Here is a 17,085-nt window from a genome sequence, read left to right as displayed (position 1 = left end):
CGAGGGGAGTTTACCTTATCGCCCTGTTTTGGCCGATTTGCCCCCTTCGCGAGCAAGCTCGCTCCCACTTTGCAATGCATTCCATGTGGGAGCGAGCCTGCTCGCGAATGGCTTCAGCGCGGTCTTAAGCCTTGTTACGCTCAATGGCAAAACCCGCCCAGGTCTGGCTCACCGGCATCAATTCCAGGCTGTTGATGTTGATGTGCGCCGGCGCATTCATCACCCAGAAAATCGTCTCGGCGATGTCCTGTGGCTGGATCGGCTCGGCACCGGCGTAAGTCGCGTTGTAACGCTCCTGATCACCAGCGAAACGCACCAACGAGAACTCGCTTTCGCAAAGCCCCGGCTCAATGTTGCTGACGCGCACGCCGGTGCCTTGCAAGTCGCAGCGCAGGTTCAGCGAAAACTGTTTAACGAACGCCTTGGTCGCGCCATACACATGGCTGCCCGGATACGGATAGTTGCCCGCGATGGAGCCAAGGTTGACGATGCCGGCGCCACGACCATGGGCGATCAGACGCGGCAGCAGCAGGCGGGTGGCGTACATCAGGCCTTTGACGTTGGTGTCGACCATAGTGTCCCAATCGTCCAGATCGCACTTCGGCGCCGGGTCCACGCCCAATGCCAGACCGGCGTTGTTGATCAGGCCACGCAGTTTGGCGAACGATGGCGGCAGGTTGGCAATCGCCTCTTCCATCGCCTTGCGATCGCGCACATCGAGGACCAGACCATGCACTTCGGTCTGCTTCGACAACTCGGCACACAGCGCGGTCAGGCGTTCTTCACGACGGCCGGTCAGCACCAGTTTCCAGCCAGCCTCGGCAAAACGGCGGGCACAGGCTTCACCAAATCCGGACGTCGCGCCGGTGATAAACAGGGTGTTGGACATCGTGTTCTCCTTGCTTCGGCCGCCGGGGCAGCCCTTGGAATAGAAAATCAGCAGGCAGCATGCCCGCCCACGCATTCACGGGCAACACCCACAAGCTGTACAAAAAACGACCAACTGCACCAACGCTATAGCCACCGTGGCCTGTAGCCATGTGCACGCATGTTATCCACAGTCCCTTCCACAGTTTCCGGGGGCAAGTGGAACCGCGCAAAGCCGCGCCACACAAGGCTTTGCGGGCGAAATAGAAAGTTTTTTGCTTGACCCTGAAGTGGTGGATGTGCGGGACATGGCATTTTGCACGACTGATCACTCGGCACAGTGATTGCGCGAGGCCAGCAATTACGGCCCTCAGCGCAGTCTTTCCAGAGTTTAATCACAGACTTATCCACAGGCTTGCTCACATTGAATTGCCTAAGAGGCGATGCCTAGAAAAAGGTTGACAACGACGCCTTCAGCTTCAGCAAAAACACCTGATCAAAAAACAACCACACACTTGCACGCCACGGATTACAAGGCCTGCAGCCAGATACACCCACGTTATTCACAGCCAGCTCCACAGTAACCGGGGACAAGTCAAAACTGTGGAAAAACAGCCATTTGCAGCGTCTATATGTCGCGCTTTGGCAGCTTCGGGAATTTGTTTTCCACAATTCTGGAATCTGCACAATTCAACTGTGGGAGCGAGCCTGCTCGCGAAAGCGATGGCATATCCAGACAATCAAGTGACTGATACACCGCATTCGCGAGCAGGCTCGCTCCCACAGGGGGTTGAGGAGGGTTTGAGATGTAAAAAAGCCCCGGGACTTGCGTCGCCGGGGCTGTGCATAACGTCGAGGAATCAGTGCCCGCCCAGATAGGCGTTACGCACCTCCTCATTCACCAACAGTTCCTTACCCGTGCCGGTCAGGCGTATCTCGCCGTTGACCATCACATACGCGCGATCCGACAGCTTCAGCGCATGGTTGGCGTTCTGCTCGACGAGGAAAATGGTCATGCCGGTTTTCGCCAGTTCCCGCAGGGTCGCAAAGATCTGCTTCACCACAATCGGCGCCAGGCCAAGGCTTGGCTCATCCAGCAGCAACAACTTCGGTCGGCTCATCAGCGCACGAGCGATGGCGAGCATTTGCTGCTCGCCACCGGACATGGTCATTGCCCGCTGCGTGCGCCGCTCTTCAAGCCGAGGGAACAGCTCGAACATACGCTGCATGTCCTCTTTCGCGTACTTGTCACCAATCGGGATGGTGCCCATCAGCAGGTTTTCCTCGACGGTCATGTCGGGGAACACCCGCCGCCCTTCCGGCGACTGCGCAATGCCGTTGGAAGCGATGTAGTGCGAGGACTTGTGGGTAATGTCGACGCCCTGATAAAGAATCTGCCCACTGGTCGCCCGTGGCTGACCGAAGATCGACATCAGCAACGTTGATTTACCGGCACCGTTGGAGCCGATCAGGCTGACGGTTTCCCCTTCGTTGATCTGCAGCGAAACACCTTTGAGCGCCTGGATCGGGCCATAAAAGACATCGAGGTCTTTGAGTTCGAGGATCGGTTGCGTCATACCAGCTCCTCTTCGTCGGCGCCCAGGTAGGCCGCGATCACTTTCGGATCGTTACGGATCGCTTCAGGCCCGCCCTCAGCGATGACGATGCCGTGGTCCAGCACCACGATGTGGTCGGAAATACTCATAACCATGCCCATGTCGTGTTCGATCAGCACCACGGTCAGATCGTGCTCGTCGCGCAGCAGCCGGATCATCGCGCTCAGCGCTTCGGTTTCCTGAGGGTTGAGGCCGGCGGCCGGTTCGTCGAGGCAGATGATCTGCGGCCGCGTGCACATGGCCCGGGCGATCTCCAGACGGCGCTGCTGACCGTAGGAAAGCTCACCGGCGAGACGGTTGGCACAGTCCACCAGATCGACCACTTCCAGCCAGTAGAACGCGCAGTCCAGCGCGTCACTTTCGGCCTTGCGGTAGCCCTTGGTGTTGAGGATGCCGGCAAGCATGTTGCGGTTGACCCACATGTGCTGAGCCACCAGCAGGTTTTCCAGCACCGACATTTCCTTGAACAGGCGAATGTTCTGGAAGGTTCGCGCCAGACCTGCACGGTTTACCAGGTGCGTGCCGCCGAACATCTTGTAGTACATGCGGCTGAGGAAGGATTTCGGCGAGACGAAATCGGTCGGTTTGAACGACTCGCCCAGCAACTGGATGACGTTGGTCTGCTGGCCGCGCACATTGAGTTCGATCTTGCCGCCCGAGGCTTTGTAGAACCCGGTCAGGCAGTTGAACACCGTGGTCTTGCCGGCGCCGTTGGGGCCGATCAGGGCGAAGATCGAGTTGCGTTTGACCTTCAGGCTGACATCGCTCAAGGCCTTGATGCCACCGAAATGCATCATCAGTTTTTCAACAGAGAGTACGACTTCACTCATGGCGCAGTCCTCTCATAGTGAATGGCACCTTTGCGTGGAGTGACCCCGGTACGGCTGATACGGATCAGCCCGCGTGGTCGCCAGATCATCATCAACACCATCAGGATGCCGAACAGCAGCACGCGATATTCGGCGAAGCCGCGCAGCAGTTCCGGGGCGACGGTGAGTACGAATGCAGCGATCACCACGCCAATGGTCGAGCCCATGCCGCCGAGGACGACGATGGCGAGGATCAGCGCCGATTCAAAGAAGGTGAACGAGGTCGGGTTGACGAAGCCTTGGTAGGTGGCGAAGAACACACCCGCAAGACCGGCGGTCGACGCACCGATGGTGAAGGCCGAGAGCTTTACCAGCACGTGGTTCAGGCCCATCGAGCGGCAGGCGATCTCATCTTCACGCAGAGCTTCCCAGGCACGGCCGACCGGCATTTTCACCAGCCGATGCTTGATGTACAGCACAGCCAGCACCACGAGGAACAACACCGCGTAGATGAAGTAATACTTCACGTCCGGGTTGTAGGCGATGCCGAAAAACTCGTGAAACGGCACCCCGCCATCCTTCGCCCGTTTGCCGAATTCCAGACCGAAGAACGTCGGCAGTGGCGCCGGCATACCGTTCGGGCCGCCGGTCAGCGACAACCAGTTGTTGAGGACCAGGCGGATGATTTCACCAAAGCCCAGGGTCACGATTGCCAGATAGTCGCCGTGCAGACGCAACACCGGGAAGCCGAGGATGCACCCGGCCAGCCCGGCAGTGATCGCCGCCAGCGGCAACACCGTCCAGAAACCCAGACCGAGATACTGATAACCGAGCGCCAGACCGTAGGCACCGATGGCGTAGAACGCCACATAACCAAGGTCGAGCAGACCGGCCAGACCGACCACGATGTTCAGCCCCAGCCCCAGCAACACGTAGATCAACCCGAGGATGACCACGCCCAGCAGATAGGAATTGGAGACAAATGGCACGATGACGGCCAGCACAATCAGCAGCGGGATGATCCAGCGCAGCGAGGATTTGTGATCGGCCGGCAGCACATGCACACCGGAACCGGTGCTCTCGAATCCGTCGAGAATTTTCAGGCCCTTGGGCGTTTGCAGGAACAGGCTGAGGGCAAAGCGGCCAATCATGACAATGCCGATGATCCAGGCCACGCGGGTCGGTTCGAGGTTGAAGCTGTAACCCTCGAGCACAACGCCGACAATCGGGCCGAAAACGATCAGGGCAATCAGGCCGGCAAGAATCGCCTCAACCAGGCTTTTTTTGATATCGATGGATTTTTGAGTGGTTGAAGACATCGCTTACACCTTCGACACAAGAGGACGGCCCAACAGGCCCTGCGGCCGGAAGACCAGAACAAGTACGAGCAGCGAGAAGCTGAACACGTCTTTGTAGTCGGAGTTGACCAGACCGGAGAACAGCGACTCGGAAATGCCGAGGATGATCCCGCCGAGCATGGCCCCAGGCAGTGAACCGATCCCGCCAAGCACCGCCGCGGTGAACGCCTTGATGCCGATAATGAAGCCGGCATAGAAGTCGAAAGTGCCGTAGTTCATGGTGATCAGTACGCCGGCCAGCGCCGCCATGGCTGCACCGATGATGAACACATAGGAAATGACCCGATCAGTGTTGATGCCGAGGATCGAAGCCATCTTGCGGTCTTGCTGGGTCGCACGGCACATGCGTCCGAGCTTGGTGTACTTGATGATGTAGGTCAGCAGGCCCATGCCGACGAATGCGGCCACCAGAATGAAAACTTTGGTGTAGGTCAGTTGCACGAAACCGGTACCGATGTCGACACGCCACGCACCGCTCAGCAGGGTTGGCACGCCCTGTTGCTTGGCGCCTTGAGCGATCTGTGCGTAGTTTTGCAGGATCAGGGAGATACCGATGGCGCTGATCAACGGAGCCAGTCGGGTGGAGTTGCGCAGGGGTTTGTAAGCGACTCGCTCGATGACCCAGCCATACACCGCCGTAACGACGATGGTGAAGATCAGTGTGCCGAGCATCAGCAGCGGGAAAGATTCGATACCGAAGTAAGCCAGCAGAGCCAGACTGATTGCCGCCAGGTAAGCAGAAATCATGTAAACCTCGCCGTGGGCGAAGTTGATCATGCCGATGATGCCGTAGACCATTGTGTAGCCGATGGCGATCAGGCCATAGACCGACCCGAGGGTCAGGCCGTTGACCAGTTGCTGCAGGAAAATACCATCCATAACGCAATCTCACGCAGTGAGAACCTGCACACCCGGGGTGTGCGGTTCTTCTAGGAAAAATACAGATTTACGTCGGAGCAATGTCAGCCACGATCAGCCCATCCCACACCGTCCCTGTGGGAGCGAGCCTGCTCGCGAATGCGGTCGATCATTCAACACATGTGTTGGCAGTCATTCCGTCTTCGCGAGCAGGCTCGCTCCCACATTGGATCGGTGGGGATGAGTTGATCGCGTCAGCCCTTACTTCTGTTTTTCCAGCTGGTGATATTTGCCGTCCTTGTCCCACTGGTAAACCACGTAGTCGGAGACTTTCAGGTCGCCCTTGGAATCCCAGGTTTTTTCGCCCATGACGGTTTTCACCGGATTTTTCTTCAGCCAGGCCGCAGCCTCTTCGCCCTTGTTGGACTTCGCGCCGTTGAACGCGGCAGCCAGGGTCTGCACCGAAGCGTAGGCGTACAGGGTGTAGCCCTCAGGCTCGGTACCGGCCTTGCGGAATGCGTCCACAACGGTCTTGCTCTCAGGCAACAGACGCGGGTCGGCGCCGAAGGTCATCAGCACGCCATCGGTGAATTGCGGGCCACCGGCGGTGGTCACCAGTTCGTCAGTCACGATGCCGTCATCGGACATGAACTTGACGTCTTTCAGGCCTTGTTCACGCAGTTGGCGAACCAGCGGGCCGGCCTCCGGGTGCAGACCGCCGAAGTAGACGACGTCGGCGCCGGCGCCACGGATCTTGGTGACGATGGTGCTGAAGTCTTTTTCGCCACGGGTCAGGCCTTCGTACAACACGGGCGTCACGCCGCGCTTGACCAGTTGCGCCTTGGTGGCATCCGCCAGGCCTTGGCCGTAGGTATCTTTGTCGTGCAGCACGACGACTTTCTTGCCCTTGAGCACGTCGACGATGTAGTCACCGGCCACAATGCCTTGCTGGTCGTCACGCCCGCACATACGGAACATGGCGCTGAGACCGCGCTCGGTGACTTGCGGGTTGGTCGAACCCGGGGTGATCGCGATGATCCCGGCTTCGTCGTAGATTTCCGACGCTGGAATGGTCGAAGAGGAGCAGAAGTGACCGACCACGCCGGCGACTTTCTGGTTGGTGAGGTCCTTGGCGACCGTCACGGCCTGTTTCGGCTCGCAGGCGTCATCGCCCTTGACCAGTACGATTTTTTCCCCGTTGACGCCGCCAGCCGCGTTCACCGCGTCAGCCGCCGCCTGTGCACCCTTCATGTACTGCTCGCCAAATGCCGCGTTGGCGCCAGTCATTGGACCCGCTACACCGATTTTCACATCAGCTTGAGCAAACGCAGAAACACCCAACGCAGTAGCCACTGCGAGGGCCAGAAAGCCTTTCTTGTAAAACGTCTGGGACATGAGGTGGTGCTCCAAGGTTTTTTTTAGTTGGCACTGCGACTTCACTTCACTGAATGCTCAGAGCAAGGGCCGTGCCATCGGTTTTTTATTCTTCAAAAAGTCGCTGCTTTCTTGTTATTTCGACTGTTTCGTTCCCATTTTCATTGGGCGTGCAACCGTCTAAACCGCGGAAGGTGAAACCATTTATTTTTTCAGGCGCAACCCGCACGCGCCATCATTGCAACCGCGGCGCCAAACGACGTGCAACCAGCCTGTAACAGCCCGCGTCACCGAACTGCACACTGCTGGTGCGGGACTGCTACAACCCGCACCATTACAGGCTAGTCGCTGCATCGAAAAGCGCCGCTTCCGGCAACATATTTCAACACTCAAATGACGATGCGCAGGCACTGGCCCGCGTGATACAGCGAGAACCCGGCCTCGTACAGGCAACTGCGCAAGCCCACACCGGCCAGGGGCTGCATCGGTGCGAAGGGAATTGGCAGGGCTTGCGGATTGCCGTGACACAGATAGTCGGCGAAGGCTTTGCCGACCACGGTGCCAGTGGTGACGCCCCGACCGTTGTAACCGGTGACAGCCACCAGTCCCGGCGCAGGCTCGAACAGGCGCATAAGGTGATCAGGCGTGAACGCGATGCGCCCGGTCCAGGTGCATTCCCACTCGACGGGTTGCAGATTGGGGAAGTAATGCTGCTGCACGCGGTCGGCCCAGGCCTTGAGAAACCAGGTCGGTTTCTGATTGCCGTTGCCGAGGCTGCCGAGCAACAAGCGCCCTTCTTTGTCGCGACGAATGCTGCTCAGCACCTGCCGCGTATCCCACGAGCCCTGCCCACCCGGGAGAATTTGCTGCGCGGCGTCCTCGGTCAGCGGCACCGAAGCGACCTGATAGTAATAACCGGGGAAGAAGTTGCGCTTGAGTTCGGTCCAGTCGCCTTCGGTGTAAGCGTTGGAGGCGATGACCACTTGCTCGGCCAGTACAGAACCATGCTCAGTCTGCACCGACCAATTCGAGCCCTGCCGCTCGAGGCGAGTGACTGGCGAATGATCGAACATCTGCCCGCCAAGACCTTTCACCGCGTTGGCCAGCCCGGTGACATACGCCATCGGATTGAGCGTCCCGGCGCGGCGATCGAGCAATGCGGCGGCAATTTTTTGCGTGCCGGTGGCTTGCTCGCAGGCCTTGCCGGTCAGCAGTTCAACCGGTGCGCCGCGACGTTTCCATTGTTGCTCGCGGCTGCGCAAATCCGCCTCGCCCTTGGCGTTGTGCGCCATGTGCAACGTGCCTTCGCGGCGTAACTGGCAATCGATGTTGTACTTGTCCACCAGGCTGAACACCAGCGCCGGTGCGCCCCCGAGCATGCGATTGAGCTGACTGCCGACCGCTTCGCCGAAACCGGCTTCTATCTCGTCCGGCGGGATCCACATGCCGGCGTTGACCAGCCCGACGTTGCGTCCGGAACCGCCGTGACCGGCGCGATGCGCTTCCAGCACGCAGACGCTTTTGCCTTTTTCCAACAGATGCAGCGCCGCCGACAACCCGGTGAACCCGGCGCCGATCACGCAGACATCGACCTTCACTTCGCCCCGCAGCGCGGTGTTATCCGGCCTTTGTGGCGTGAGTTTTTCCCACAGACACTCTTCGCGTAACGGCATTGCCAAGCTCCTGTCGGAGCAGCTGCAAGCTTTGAGCTACAAGCAGCAAGCCGATCTGCTTGTAGCTTGGGGCTTGAAGCTCGCTGCTGCTTAATCGAATGTGATGCCCTGCGCCAGCGGCAACTCCAGCGAGTAGTTCACGGTGTTGGTCTGGCGGCGCATGTACGCGCGCCAGGCGTCCGAGCCGGACTCACGACCACCACCGGTTTCTTTCTCGCCACCAAACGCGCCACCAATTTCCGCACCGCTCGGGCCGATGTTGACGTTGGCGATGCCGCAATCACTGCCGACCGCCGACATGAACTGCTCGGCTTCGCGCACGTCCGTGGTGAAGATGCACGACGACAGGCCTTGTGGCACCGCGTTATTCAGGCGCAGCGCTTCCTGGAAATCGTTGTAACCGACCACGTACAGAATCGGCGCGAAGGTTTCGCTGCAGACCACGTCGCTCTGCTCCGGCATTTCAACGATGGCCGGCGAGACGTAATAGGCGTTGGGGAATTGGTCTTCGAGCTGACGCTTGCCGCCAAACACCCGACCGCCTTCGCTCAATGCCTGTTCCAGCGCATCCTGCATGTTTTCGAAGCTGTGCTTGTCGATCAGCGGACCGACCAGATTGCCTTCCAGCGGGTTGCCGATGCGCACTTTCGAGTACGCGGCTTTGAGGCGGGTGACGATTTCTTCCTTAACCGATTCATGAGCGATCAAACGACGCAAGGTGGTGCAACGCTGGCCGGCGGTACCGACGGCGCTGAACAGAATCGCACGCACGGCCATGTCGAGATCGGCGCTTGGGCCGAGGATCATCGCGTTGTTGCCGCCCAACTCCAGAATACTGCGAGCAAAACGAGCGGCAACCTTCGGCGCCACTTCGCGGCCCATGCGTGTGCTGCCAGTGGCGCTGATCAACGCAACACGCGGGTCATCGACCAAGGCTTCACCAGCGTCGCGACCACCAATAATCACCTGGCAAAGATTCGCTGGGGCGTCGGTGAAGTTCTTCACTACACGATCAAACAGCGCTTGGCAGGCCAGTGCGGTCAGCGGGGTTTTCTCCGACGGTTTCCACACCACCGGGTTGCCGCAGACCAGCGCCAGCGTGGTGTTCCACGCCCACACTGCGACCGGGAAGTTGAACGCGCTGATCACCCCGACCACGCCCAGTGGGTGCCAGGTTTCACGCATATGGTGGCCCGGGCGCTCGGAGGCGATGGTCAAACCGTACAACTGGCGGGACAGGCCGACGGCGAAATCACAGATGTCGATCATCTCCTGCACTTCACCCAGACCTTCCTGGGTGATCTTGCCGGCCTCCCAGGAAACCAGCTCGCCAAGATCAGCCTTGTATTCGCGCAGCACTTCACCGAATTGACGCACCAGTTCGCCGCGACGCGGGGCCGGCACCTTGCGCCATTGCTCGAACGCATGATCTGCGCGACTGATGTGCTGCTCGACTTCAGCCGGGCCTTCCCAGTTCACGGCGGCAATGTGGCTGCCGTCGATCGGCGAATGCACCGGCACTTTGCCGTTCTGATAAAGGGCCGGGTTCACCCCTAGACGATCAAGCAATGCGGCAACCATGGGTCACTCCTCAAGCAAAAAACTGAATGTGTGCGGCCACTGTTTCGCGACCGGGCAGGCCTTTAGTTGTAGCGTCACAATGGCAAGGCAACAAACGACCTTTACGCGAGATATCATTCCGTTTATTCATGCTGCGCACAGAAAGACAAGAAAAGGATCGGCCATGCTGAACAAACGCCACTTGCCCTCGATCACCGCCCTGCAGTGTTTTGAGGCCGTGACCCGGCACTTGAGCTTCACCCGCGCCGCCGAGGAACTGAACCTGACCCAGAGCGCGGTGAGCAAACAGGTCGCGCAGCTTGAAGAGTTGTTGCAGCACTTGTTGTTCCGCCGGGTGCGGCGGCGCTTGCAGATGACCCCGGCTGGGGATTTGTACTTGGTTGAAGTAAGAAAAATCCTCACCCAAGTGGAAATGTCGACGCATTACCTGCGCTCCTACGGCGGTGAGACTGAAGTCCTGCGCGTCTCTACGCCATCAACCTTCGGCGCGCGCTGGCTGGTGCCGCGCCTGAAAGGCTGGCGTCTGCGCCATCCGTCGATCCATCTGGATCTGTGCAATGAGCAGGAAGCGGATGATCTGCTGCAAGGGCGCAGCGACCTGGCGTTCTATTTTGGTCAGGGCTCACGGCCCGGCACTGAATGCCTGAAACTGTTCGGCGAAGAACTGGTGCCGGTCTGCGCGCCGGGCAGCCTGCCGGACAAGCCGTTCACTGATCCGACGCAACTCACCGATCTGGTGCTGCTGCAAAATGCCTCGCGCCCGCAAGCATGGCACGACTGGTTCGACAGTCAGGGTTACCAAACCGAACACAGTTACCACGGGCCGCGTTTCGAAACCTTTTATATGTGCATCCGTGCCGCGCAGGTTGGCTGTGGCGTGGCGTTGTTGCCGCGATTTCTGGTGGAAGAGGAATTGGCCGACGGCAAACTGGTCATTCCCTGGCAGCATGCAATGCCCAGTTCCGACGCGTATTACCTGGCGTACCCGGAGCATGCGGCGGAAGTGCCGAAGGTACGGGATTTTGTGAAGTGGATGCTGGAGCAGATCGACAGCCCGAATGACTGAACCGATTGAATTATGTGGGAGCGAGCCTGCTCGCGAAGAGTCCGGCACATTCAATACCCATTTCGACTGAAATGACGCCTTCGCGAGCAGGCTCGCTCCCACAAGGGTTCTGCGGTGATCTAAAAAATTGCTGGCAATCTTCGTCCCTGATATGCGCCACTAGCGCCATTGATTGAGACCGCGCACAGGCGCGGCGCACCTGGAGACCCCGTTATGAGCGAGAGCGTGTTTGCCGATCGCATCGTGCAGAACCTGCTCGACACCGACTTCTACAAACTGACGATGATGCAGGCGGTGCTGCACAACTACCCCAACGTCGAAGTCGAATGGGAGTTCCGTTGCCGTAACAGCGAGGATCTGCGCCCGTATCTGGCCGAGATCCGTTTTCAGATCGAGCGGCTGGCCGAACTGAGCCTGAGCGCCGACCAACTGAGTTTTCTTGAGCGCATCAGCTTCCTGAAACCGGACTTCCTGCGTTTCCTCGGGCTGTTCCGCTTCAACCTGCGCTATGTGCACACCGGCATCGAGAACGGCGAGCTGTTCATCCGTCTGCGCGGGCCGTGGCTGCATGTGATTCTCTACGAAGTGCCGTTGCTGGCGATCGTCAGCGAAGTGCGTAACCGCTATCGCTACCGTGAAACCGTGCTGGAACAGGCGCGCGAACAGCTCTATCGCAAGTTCGACTGGCTGACCGCCAATGCCTCGGCCGACGAATTGTCGCAACTGCAGGTCGCCGATTTCGGCACCCGTCGGCGCTTTTCGTACGGCGTGCAGGCTGAAGTGGTGAATGTGCTCAAGCACGACTTCCCCGGACGCTTCGTCGGCACCAGCAACGTGCATCTGTCGCGTGAACTGGACATGAAACCGCTGGGCACCATGGCCCACGAGTGGATCATGGCCCACCAGCAACTCGGCCCGCGATTGATCGACAGCCAGATCGCCGCGCTGGATTGCTGGGTTCGCGAATACCGTGGCCTGCTGGGGATCGCGCTCACCGATTGCATCACCACCGATGCGTTCCTCGGCGACTTCGACCTGTTTTTCGCCAAGCTTTTCGACGGACTGCGCCACGACTCCGGCGATCCTGTGGTGTGGGGCGAAAAATGCATCGCCCACTATCACAGGCTCGGCATCGACCCGATGAGCAAGACCCTGGTGTTTTCCGACAGCCTGACCCTGCCCAAATCGCTGGAGATTTTCCGCGCGCTGCACGGTCGGATCAACGTCAGCTTTGGCATCGGCACCAACCTCACCTGTGACATTGCAGGTGTCGAACCGATGAGCATCGTGCTTAAAATGACCGCCTGCAACGGCCAACCGGTGGCGAAGATCTCCGACGAGCCAGGCAAGTCCCACTGCAAAGACCCGAATTTTGTCGCCTATTTGCGACACGTGTTCCAGGTTCCTGCCGATTCCAGTCTATCTAGCAAGGAGTGAATTCATGCAAGCCGTACAGCGTGAGATTGCTGAACAGCTCAAGGTGCAACCGCCGTTCGCCGACTACCAGGCCCTGCAGGCCGAAGTCGCCCGGCGCATTGCCTTTATTCAGGATTGTCTGGTCAATTCCGGGCTCAAGACGCTGGTGCTGGGCATCAGCGGCGGTGTCGATTCGCTGACCGCCGGCCTGCTGGCCCAGCGCGCGATGCGTGAGCTGCGCGACCAGACCGGCGACAACAGCTACAAATTCATCGCCGTGCGCCTGCCGTACGAAACCCAGTTCGATGAACACGACGCTCAGGCTTCGGTGGATTTCATCGCTCCAGACGAGCGCCACACCGTCAACATCGGCCCGGCGGTGAAATCGCTGGCCAGTGAAGTCGCGGCGTTTGAAGGCAAGCACGCGGTGTCGGTGGACTTTGTGCTCGGCAATACCAAGGCGCGGATGCGCATGGTCGCCCAATACACCATCGCCGGCGCGGCGCACGGTCTGGTGATCGGCACCGATCACGCGGCGGAAGCGGTAATGGGTTTCTTCACCAAGTTCGGTGACGGCGCTTGTGATCTGGCACCGCTCAGCGGTCTGGTAAAAAATCAGGTTCGGGCGATTGCGCGCAGCTTTGGCGCGCCGGAGTCGCTGGTCGAGAAAGTGCCGACGGCAGACCTGGAAGATCTGTCGCCGGGCAAACCGGACGAGGCTTCGCATGGCGTGACCTATGCCGAAATCGACGCATTCCTGCATGGCGAGCCCGTGCGGGAAGACGCGTTCAAGATCATTGTCGATACGTACAACAAGACTCATCACAAGCGGGTAATGCCGTTCGCGCCTTGAGCTGCTGCGAGAGGCAAAAACTCTCGCAGGCGGCGATCCCGGTTTCGAGTATGGAAATCGAAAGATCGCAGCCTGCGGACAGCTACAGCGCCGGTACGTGGAGACTTGCAGTCATTGCTTCAGGCGTTGTTCAGGGGCTTCAGGGTCCACGATCGTGATAGTGATTGATTCAGATTGGCTATCCGACGGTGTTTTTGCGTTGAATACGTATGTTCCGGGCTTCAAGTCCGGGAGTGTCTCTTGCCAGGCATTATCGAAGGCCACTGAAGTCGGGGCCAAATCCTCTTCACCATTGCGAAGTATTAATCGGAAATGTCCTGCCGCCTGGCCACTGAACGCAAGCGTCGTAAACACAGTCTCGTCGCCATCTTTCAGATCATTGCCGCCTTCGCCGACTTCTGCAATCCGGCCGATAGCAGGTTGTTTCGGTGACCCGACATAGAAGTCTATGGCGGCCGTCGGGTTGCCCTGTGGAGCCTTGGCTGTCAGCGAATATCTTGTGTCGGTTGGAAAATCCAACTCGCCGTTCCATTCGCCATCGGTCACGTCAAAGGTCTTGATCGGCACTAAATTATCTTTAGCAAACACCTCTACCGTACTTGAGCTGGCGGTCCCGGCAATCGTTAATTTAGTGTCCGGCGTAGCCGTTTCGTTGCGCACTTCTCCAGAAATGCCAGTCAGACCAGTAATCTTTACCTCGCCTTCGGGTTCATCGCTGACAGTCACCGTGCGGGTCTCGGATTTTTCGCCGTCTACGTCCTCGGCTTTCAGCACATAGGTTTTACCCGCCGTGAGCTCGATTTCGCCATCCCAAGTGCCATCCGCTGCCGTAAACGTTTCAATCGGAGTCGGGTTATCTCCATCCAGCAACTTGACCTCGCCGTCCTTCGCCGAGCCGGCGATCGTCAGTGTGGTGTCTGCGGTAGTCCCACCGTCTTCGATCTCGCCCTCTTCCGAATCCTTCAGCGAAGTAATCTTTACCTCGCCTTCGGACACTTCCCCGATGGTAACGGTATAGATGTCGGATTCGGTTCTATCATCCGCCTTGGCTTTCAGCGCATAGACCTGCCCCGTTACAAGCGTGAGACTGCCATCCCAGCTGCGGTCTGGTTTCACCGTAAACGTCGCAATCGGCGCAGTGGCAGCACCGTTGAAGATCCTTATCTGGCCTGTCTTCGCCAAACCCTTGATCTTCAGATCCGTGTCTTCAGTCTGGCCTCCGTTTTCTACCTCTTCGCCGCTGGAGTCTTCCAGCATTTCAATAAAGGGCTCTGTTACTACCGAGATCATTACAAATGGATCGGTTTCGTCCTCCCCATGGGACAGCACATATTCATGTTTTCCTTCAGGCAGATTATCTATCAGGAAAAATCCGTCGCCTGCCACGTTTGTCTGGCCATAGTATTTCGACCCATCATCGATAAGGAGCTCAAGACGAGAGTCCGCAGGCCCGGTAACGGTGAAGTTGGCCCTTGAGGAGAAAGTCCTCCCGCCGCTGGCAATCTCCTCCCCACCTGAAAACACTTTAGTGATTTTCAGGTCGGCCAAGGTTGAGTTCTTGCGCTTGTCGTCCATGGGTGAATCCTCTTTGCAATCGTCTGGAATGAAGACCCATGTAATCCCGACTTCGAGGAGCGGTCTACTGTCAGAAATTACAGGTGACAGCGCTTTTCGGATGAAAGGTAGCTCAAATAAAATCCATGCCAGACGCAAAAACGCCGCTGGCGACCATCGCGCAGCGGCGTTTCTTGCGACACCTGAACCCAGTGTTACTTCAGGACGATTGTGCCTTTCATCATCGAGATGTGGCCCGGGAACGAGCAGAAGAAGCCGTATTTTTCAGCGGCATCCAGCTTCGACACATCGAAAGTCACCGAGTCGGTTTCCTTGGCGCCGATGATCTTGGTGTGAGCGATAACGCGCGCATCACCTTCCGGCAGGTAGTTCTTGTCGATACCGGCGGCCAGGCCAGCGGTGGCGATTGGCTGCATGTCAGCTTCTTTGCTGATCACCAGGTTATGGCCCATGACGTTCTTCGGCAGGTTGCCGGAGTGGGTCAGCTCGACGGTGAAGGTCTTGCAGCTCTTGTCGATCACGATTTCCTTGGTGTTGAAGGACATCTGATCGGTGGAGTCAACGGTGGTTTTGCACTCGGCAGCCATCAATTGGCTGCTGGCCAGCGCCAGCAGGGATACCGCAACAACTTTGGAAAACATGGTGAATCTCCAAGGCAGGGTTAACAAAAACACGAATGGTGGAAAGACTGCCTGAAATCTTCGCAAGTTCCTATGACTTGAGTCAAAAATTGTATACAACTTTCAGGCTATGACACTCATCGAGACAATCTAACGGCCAGATTCCCCGGTCGGCCCTATGATCGGCGCATCTACTGAGACGGAGTGTCTGTCATGTTCTTTAACGGTCTGTTGTGCAGTTTGCTCGCCGCCTACGCCTGTGGTGCCAGCGGCACCTTTGAATCGCCGGAACGCGAAGTTTAGCCCTTGGATCAAGGCGTGCCAGCCATTACCCTGTGTCGGATTGACCCAGGAGGAAGGCATGTCTCTGAAATCCGTTTGTGTATTTTGCGGTGCCAACGCCGGCACTGTTCCGGCTTACACCGCAGCCGCAGTCGCTCTTGGCCAGGCGTTGGCCGAACGTAAGCTGACTCTGGTCTATGGCGGCGGCGCCGTGGGTTTGATGGGCATCGTTGCCGATGCGGCACTGGCGGCCGGCGGCGAAGTGATCGGGATCATCCCGCAAAGCCTGATGGACAAGGAAATCGGCCACAAAAGCCTGACCCGTCTGGAAGTGGTCGACGGCATGCATGCGCGCAAGGCGCGGATGGCTGAGCTAAGCGACGCGTTCATTGCTCTGCCCGGTGGTCTGGGTACGCTGGAAGAGCTGTTCGAAGTCTGGACCTGGGGCCAGCTCGGCTACCACGGCAAGCCGCTGGGCCTGCTGGAAGTGAACGGTTTCTACAGCAAGCTCACTGCATTTCTCGACCATATCGTCGGCGAAGGCTTCGTTCGCGCGCCACACCGTGACATGCTGCAAGTGAGCGAATCGCCGCAAGCACTGCTCGATGCTCTGGATAGCTGGAAGCCGACCGTCACGCCAAAATGGGTCGAGCAAAAACCCGGTTAACCCCCGGACACCGATACAGGGCAGAATATGCGCCGCTCAACCTCACCTTCGACCCAAGAGGATCGCCCATGGCCAAACCCAATTACTCCTTCGCCAAACGTCAACGAGACCTGGCAAAGGAACAGAAGAAAGAGGAAAAGCTTCAGCGCAAGAAACAAACCGCTGAAGAAGCAGCACTGAACCCTGAGGGTGAAGTGGCAACGGAAGATGATGTTGATGCAACCGAAACACCGAAAGATCAGGCGCCCGACGCCTGAACCCCACCGGGTTTGATGATCGAATCAGACCCTGCGGATTTGTGACGGGGCTGGCGGTTTCACTGCTGGCCCTCACAGCCCTCCCCCTTCCCAAGCACACCCAAATTCCCATGTGGGAGCGAGCCTGCTCGCGAAGGCGGTGCATTTAGCCACATATGAACTGACTGACCTGACGCTTTCGCGAGCAGGCTCGCTCCCACATTTTTTGATCAT

The 17,085-nt window shown here is 58.4% G+C and carries 15 protein-coding genes; 5 read left to right on the top strand and 10 right to left on the bottom strand.

The window, feature by feature from the left end:
* Positions 1-124: 124 nt before the first annotated feature.
* From HU718_RS03840 to amaB, 8 genes are all read right to left on the bottom strand, one after another.
* Positions 125-889, bottom strand: a complete 765-nt coding sequence (locus HU718_RS03840) for an SDR family oxidoreductase (protein ID WP_102899433.1) — start codon at positions 887-889, stop codon at positions 125-127.
* A gap of 838 nt (positions 890-1,727) precedes the next feature.
* Positions 1,728-2,444: an ABC transporter ATP-binding protein gene (locus tag HU718_RS03835; protein ID WP_186612891.1), complete on the bottom strand. Its 717-nt coding sequence runs from the start codon at positions 2,442-2,444 to the stop codon at positions 1,728-1,730.
* Positions 2,441-3,313: an ABC transporter ATP-binding protein gene (locus HU718_RS03830; protein ID WP_016985385.1), complete on the bottom strand. Its 873-nt coding sequence runs from the start codon at positions 3,311-3,313 to the stop codon at positions 2,441-2,443. The genes HU718_RS03835 and HU718_RS03830 overlap by 4 nt, the downstream gene beginning before the upstream one ends.
* Complete coding sequence (gene livM, locus HU718_RS03825; protein ID WP_095047315.1) at positions 3,310-4,611, bottom strand: high-affinity branched-chain amino acid ABC transporter permease LivM; 1,302 nt, start codon at positions 4,609-4,611, stop codon at positions 3,310-3,312. The genes HU718_RS03830 and livM overlap by 4 nt, the downstream gene beginning before the upstream one ends.
* A gap of 3 nt (positions 4,612-4,614) precedes the next feature.
* Positions 4,615-5,529, bottom strand: coding sequence for an ABC transporter permease subunit (locus tag HU718_RS03820; protein ID WP_095121858.1), 915 nt, complete (start codon positions 5,527-5,529; stop codon positions 4,615-4,617).
* Positions 5,530-5,769: 240 nt separating this feature from the next.
* Positions 5,770-6,903 carry an ABC transporter substrate-binding protein gene (locus HU718_RS03815; RefSeq protein WP_038360427.1) on the bottom strand — a complete coding sequence of 378 codons (1,134 nt, stop codon included), beginning with the start codon at positions 6,901-6,903 and terminating at the stop codon, positions 5,770-5,772.
* 368 nt (positions 6,904-7,271) lie between these two features.
* Complete coding sequence (gene amaA, locus HU718_RS03810) at positions 7,272-8,555, bottom strand: L-pipecolate oxidase (RefSeq protein ID WP_186612893.1); 1,284 nt, start codon at positions 8,553-8,555, stop codon at positions 7,272-7,274.
* 90 nt (positions 8,556-8,645) lie between these two features.
* Positions 8,646-10,136 (bottom strand): L-piperidine-6-carboxylate dehydrogenase, encoded by a 1,491-nt coding sequence (amaB, locus tag HU718_RS03805; protein WP_186612895.1) that lies wholly within the window; start codon positions 10,134-10,136, stop codon positions 8,646-8,648.
* Between the two features lie 163 nt (positions 10,137-10,299).
* Here amaB and HU718_RS03800 point away from each other — a divergent pair, with 163 nt between their 5' ends.
* From HU718_RS03800 to nadE, 3 genes are all read left to right on the top strand, one after another.
* Positions 10,300-11,202, top strand: coding sequence for a LysR family transcriptional regulator (locus HU718_RS03800; protein WP_150728861.1), 903 nt, complete (start codon positions 10,300-10,302; stop codon positions 11,200-11,202).
* Between the two features lie 213 nt (positions 11,203-11,415).
* Positions 11,416-12,639, top strand: coding sequence for a nicotinate phosphoribosyltransferase (gene pncB, locus HU718_RS03795; protein ID WP_095121850.1), 1,224 nt, complete (start codon positions 11,416-11,418; stop codon positions 12,637-12,639).
* Between the two features lie 4 nt (positions 12,640-12,643).
* The gene (nadE, locus tag HU718_RS03790; RefSeq protein ID WP_095121848.1) at positions 12,644-13,471 is read left to right on the top strand and encodes an NAD(+) synthase; all 828 of its coding nucleotides are present in this window, start codon (positions 12,644-12,646) and stop codon (positions 13,469-13,471) included.
* 111 nt (positions 13,472-13,582) lie between these two features.
* Here the strand turns inward: nadE and HU718_RS03785 are convergent, their stop codons facing one another.
* Both HU718_RS03785 and azu read right to left on the bottom strand, forming a co-directional pair.
* Positions 13,583-15,046, bottom strand: coding sequence for a hypothetical protein (locus tag HU718_RS03785; protein WP_217868263.1), 1,464 nt, complete (start codon positions 15,044-15,046; stop codon positions 13,583-13,585).
* 194 nt (positions 15,047-15,240) lie between these two features.
* Entirely contained in the window at positions 15,241-15,687 is a 447-nt protein-coding gene (azu, locus tag HU718_RS03780; protein ID WP_095121844.1) for an azurin, read from the bottom strand.
* A 340-nt stretch (positions 15,688-16,027) separates the two neighbouring features.
* Here azu and HU718_RS03775 point away from each other — a divergent pair, with 340 nt between their 5' ends.
* The gene (locus tag HU718_RS03775; RefSeq protein WP_150707170.1) at positions 16,028-16,615 is read left to right on the top strand and encodes a cytokinin riboside 5'-monophosphate phosphoribohydrolase; all 588 of its coding nucleotides are present in this window, start codon (positions 16,028-16,030) and stop codon (positions 16,613-16,615) included.
* A gap of 68 nt (positions 16,616-16,683) precedes the next feature.
* On the top strand, positions 16,684-16,872 hold the full coding sequence (locus HU718_RS03770; protein ID WP_095121840.1) for a hypothetical protein: 189 nt from the start codon (positions 16,684-16,686) through the stop codon (positions 16,870-16,872).
* Positions 16,873-17,085: the final 213 nt, after the last annotated feature.

This window comes from Pseudomonas tensinigenes (genome assembly GCF_014268445.2).
GTDB lineage: Bacteria > Pseudomonadota > Gammaproteobacteria > Pseudomonadales > Pseudomonadaceae > Aquipseudomonas > Aquipseudomonas tensinigenes.
Note: the sequence above shows the minus strand (reverse complement) of the source record. Positions and strands in the feature narration are given on the sequence as shown.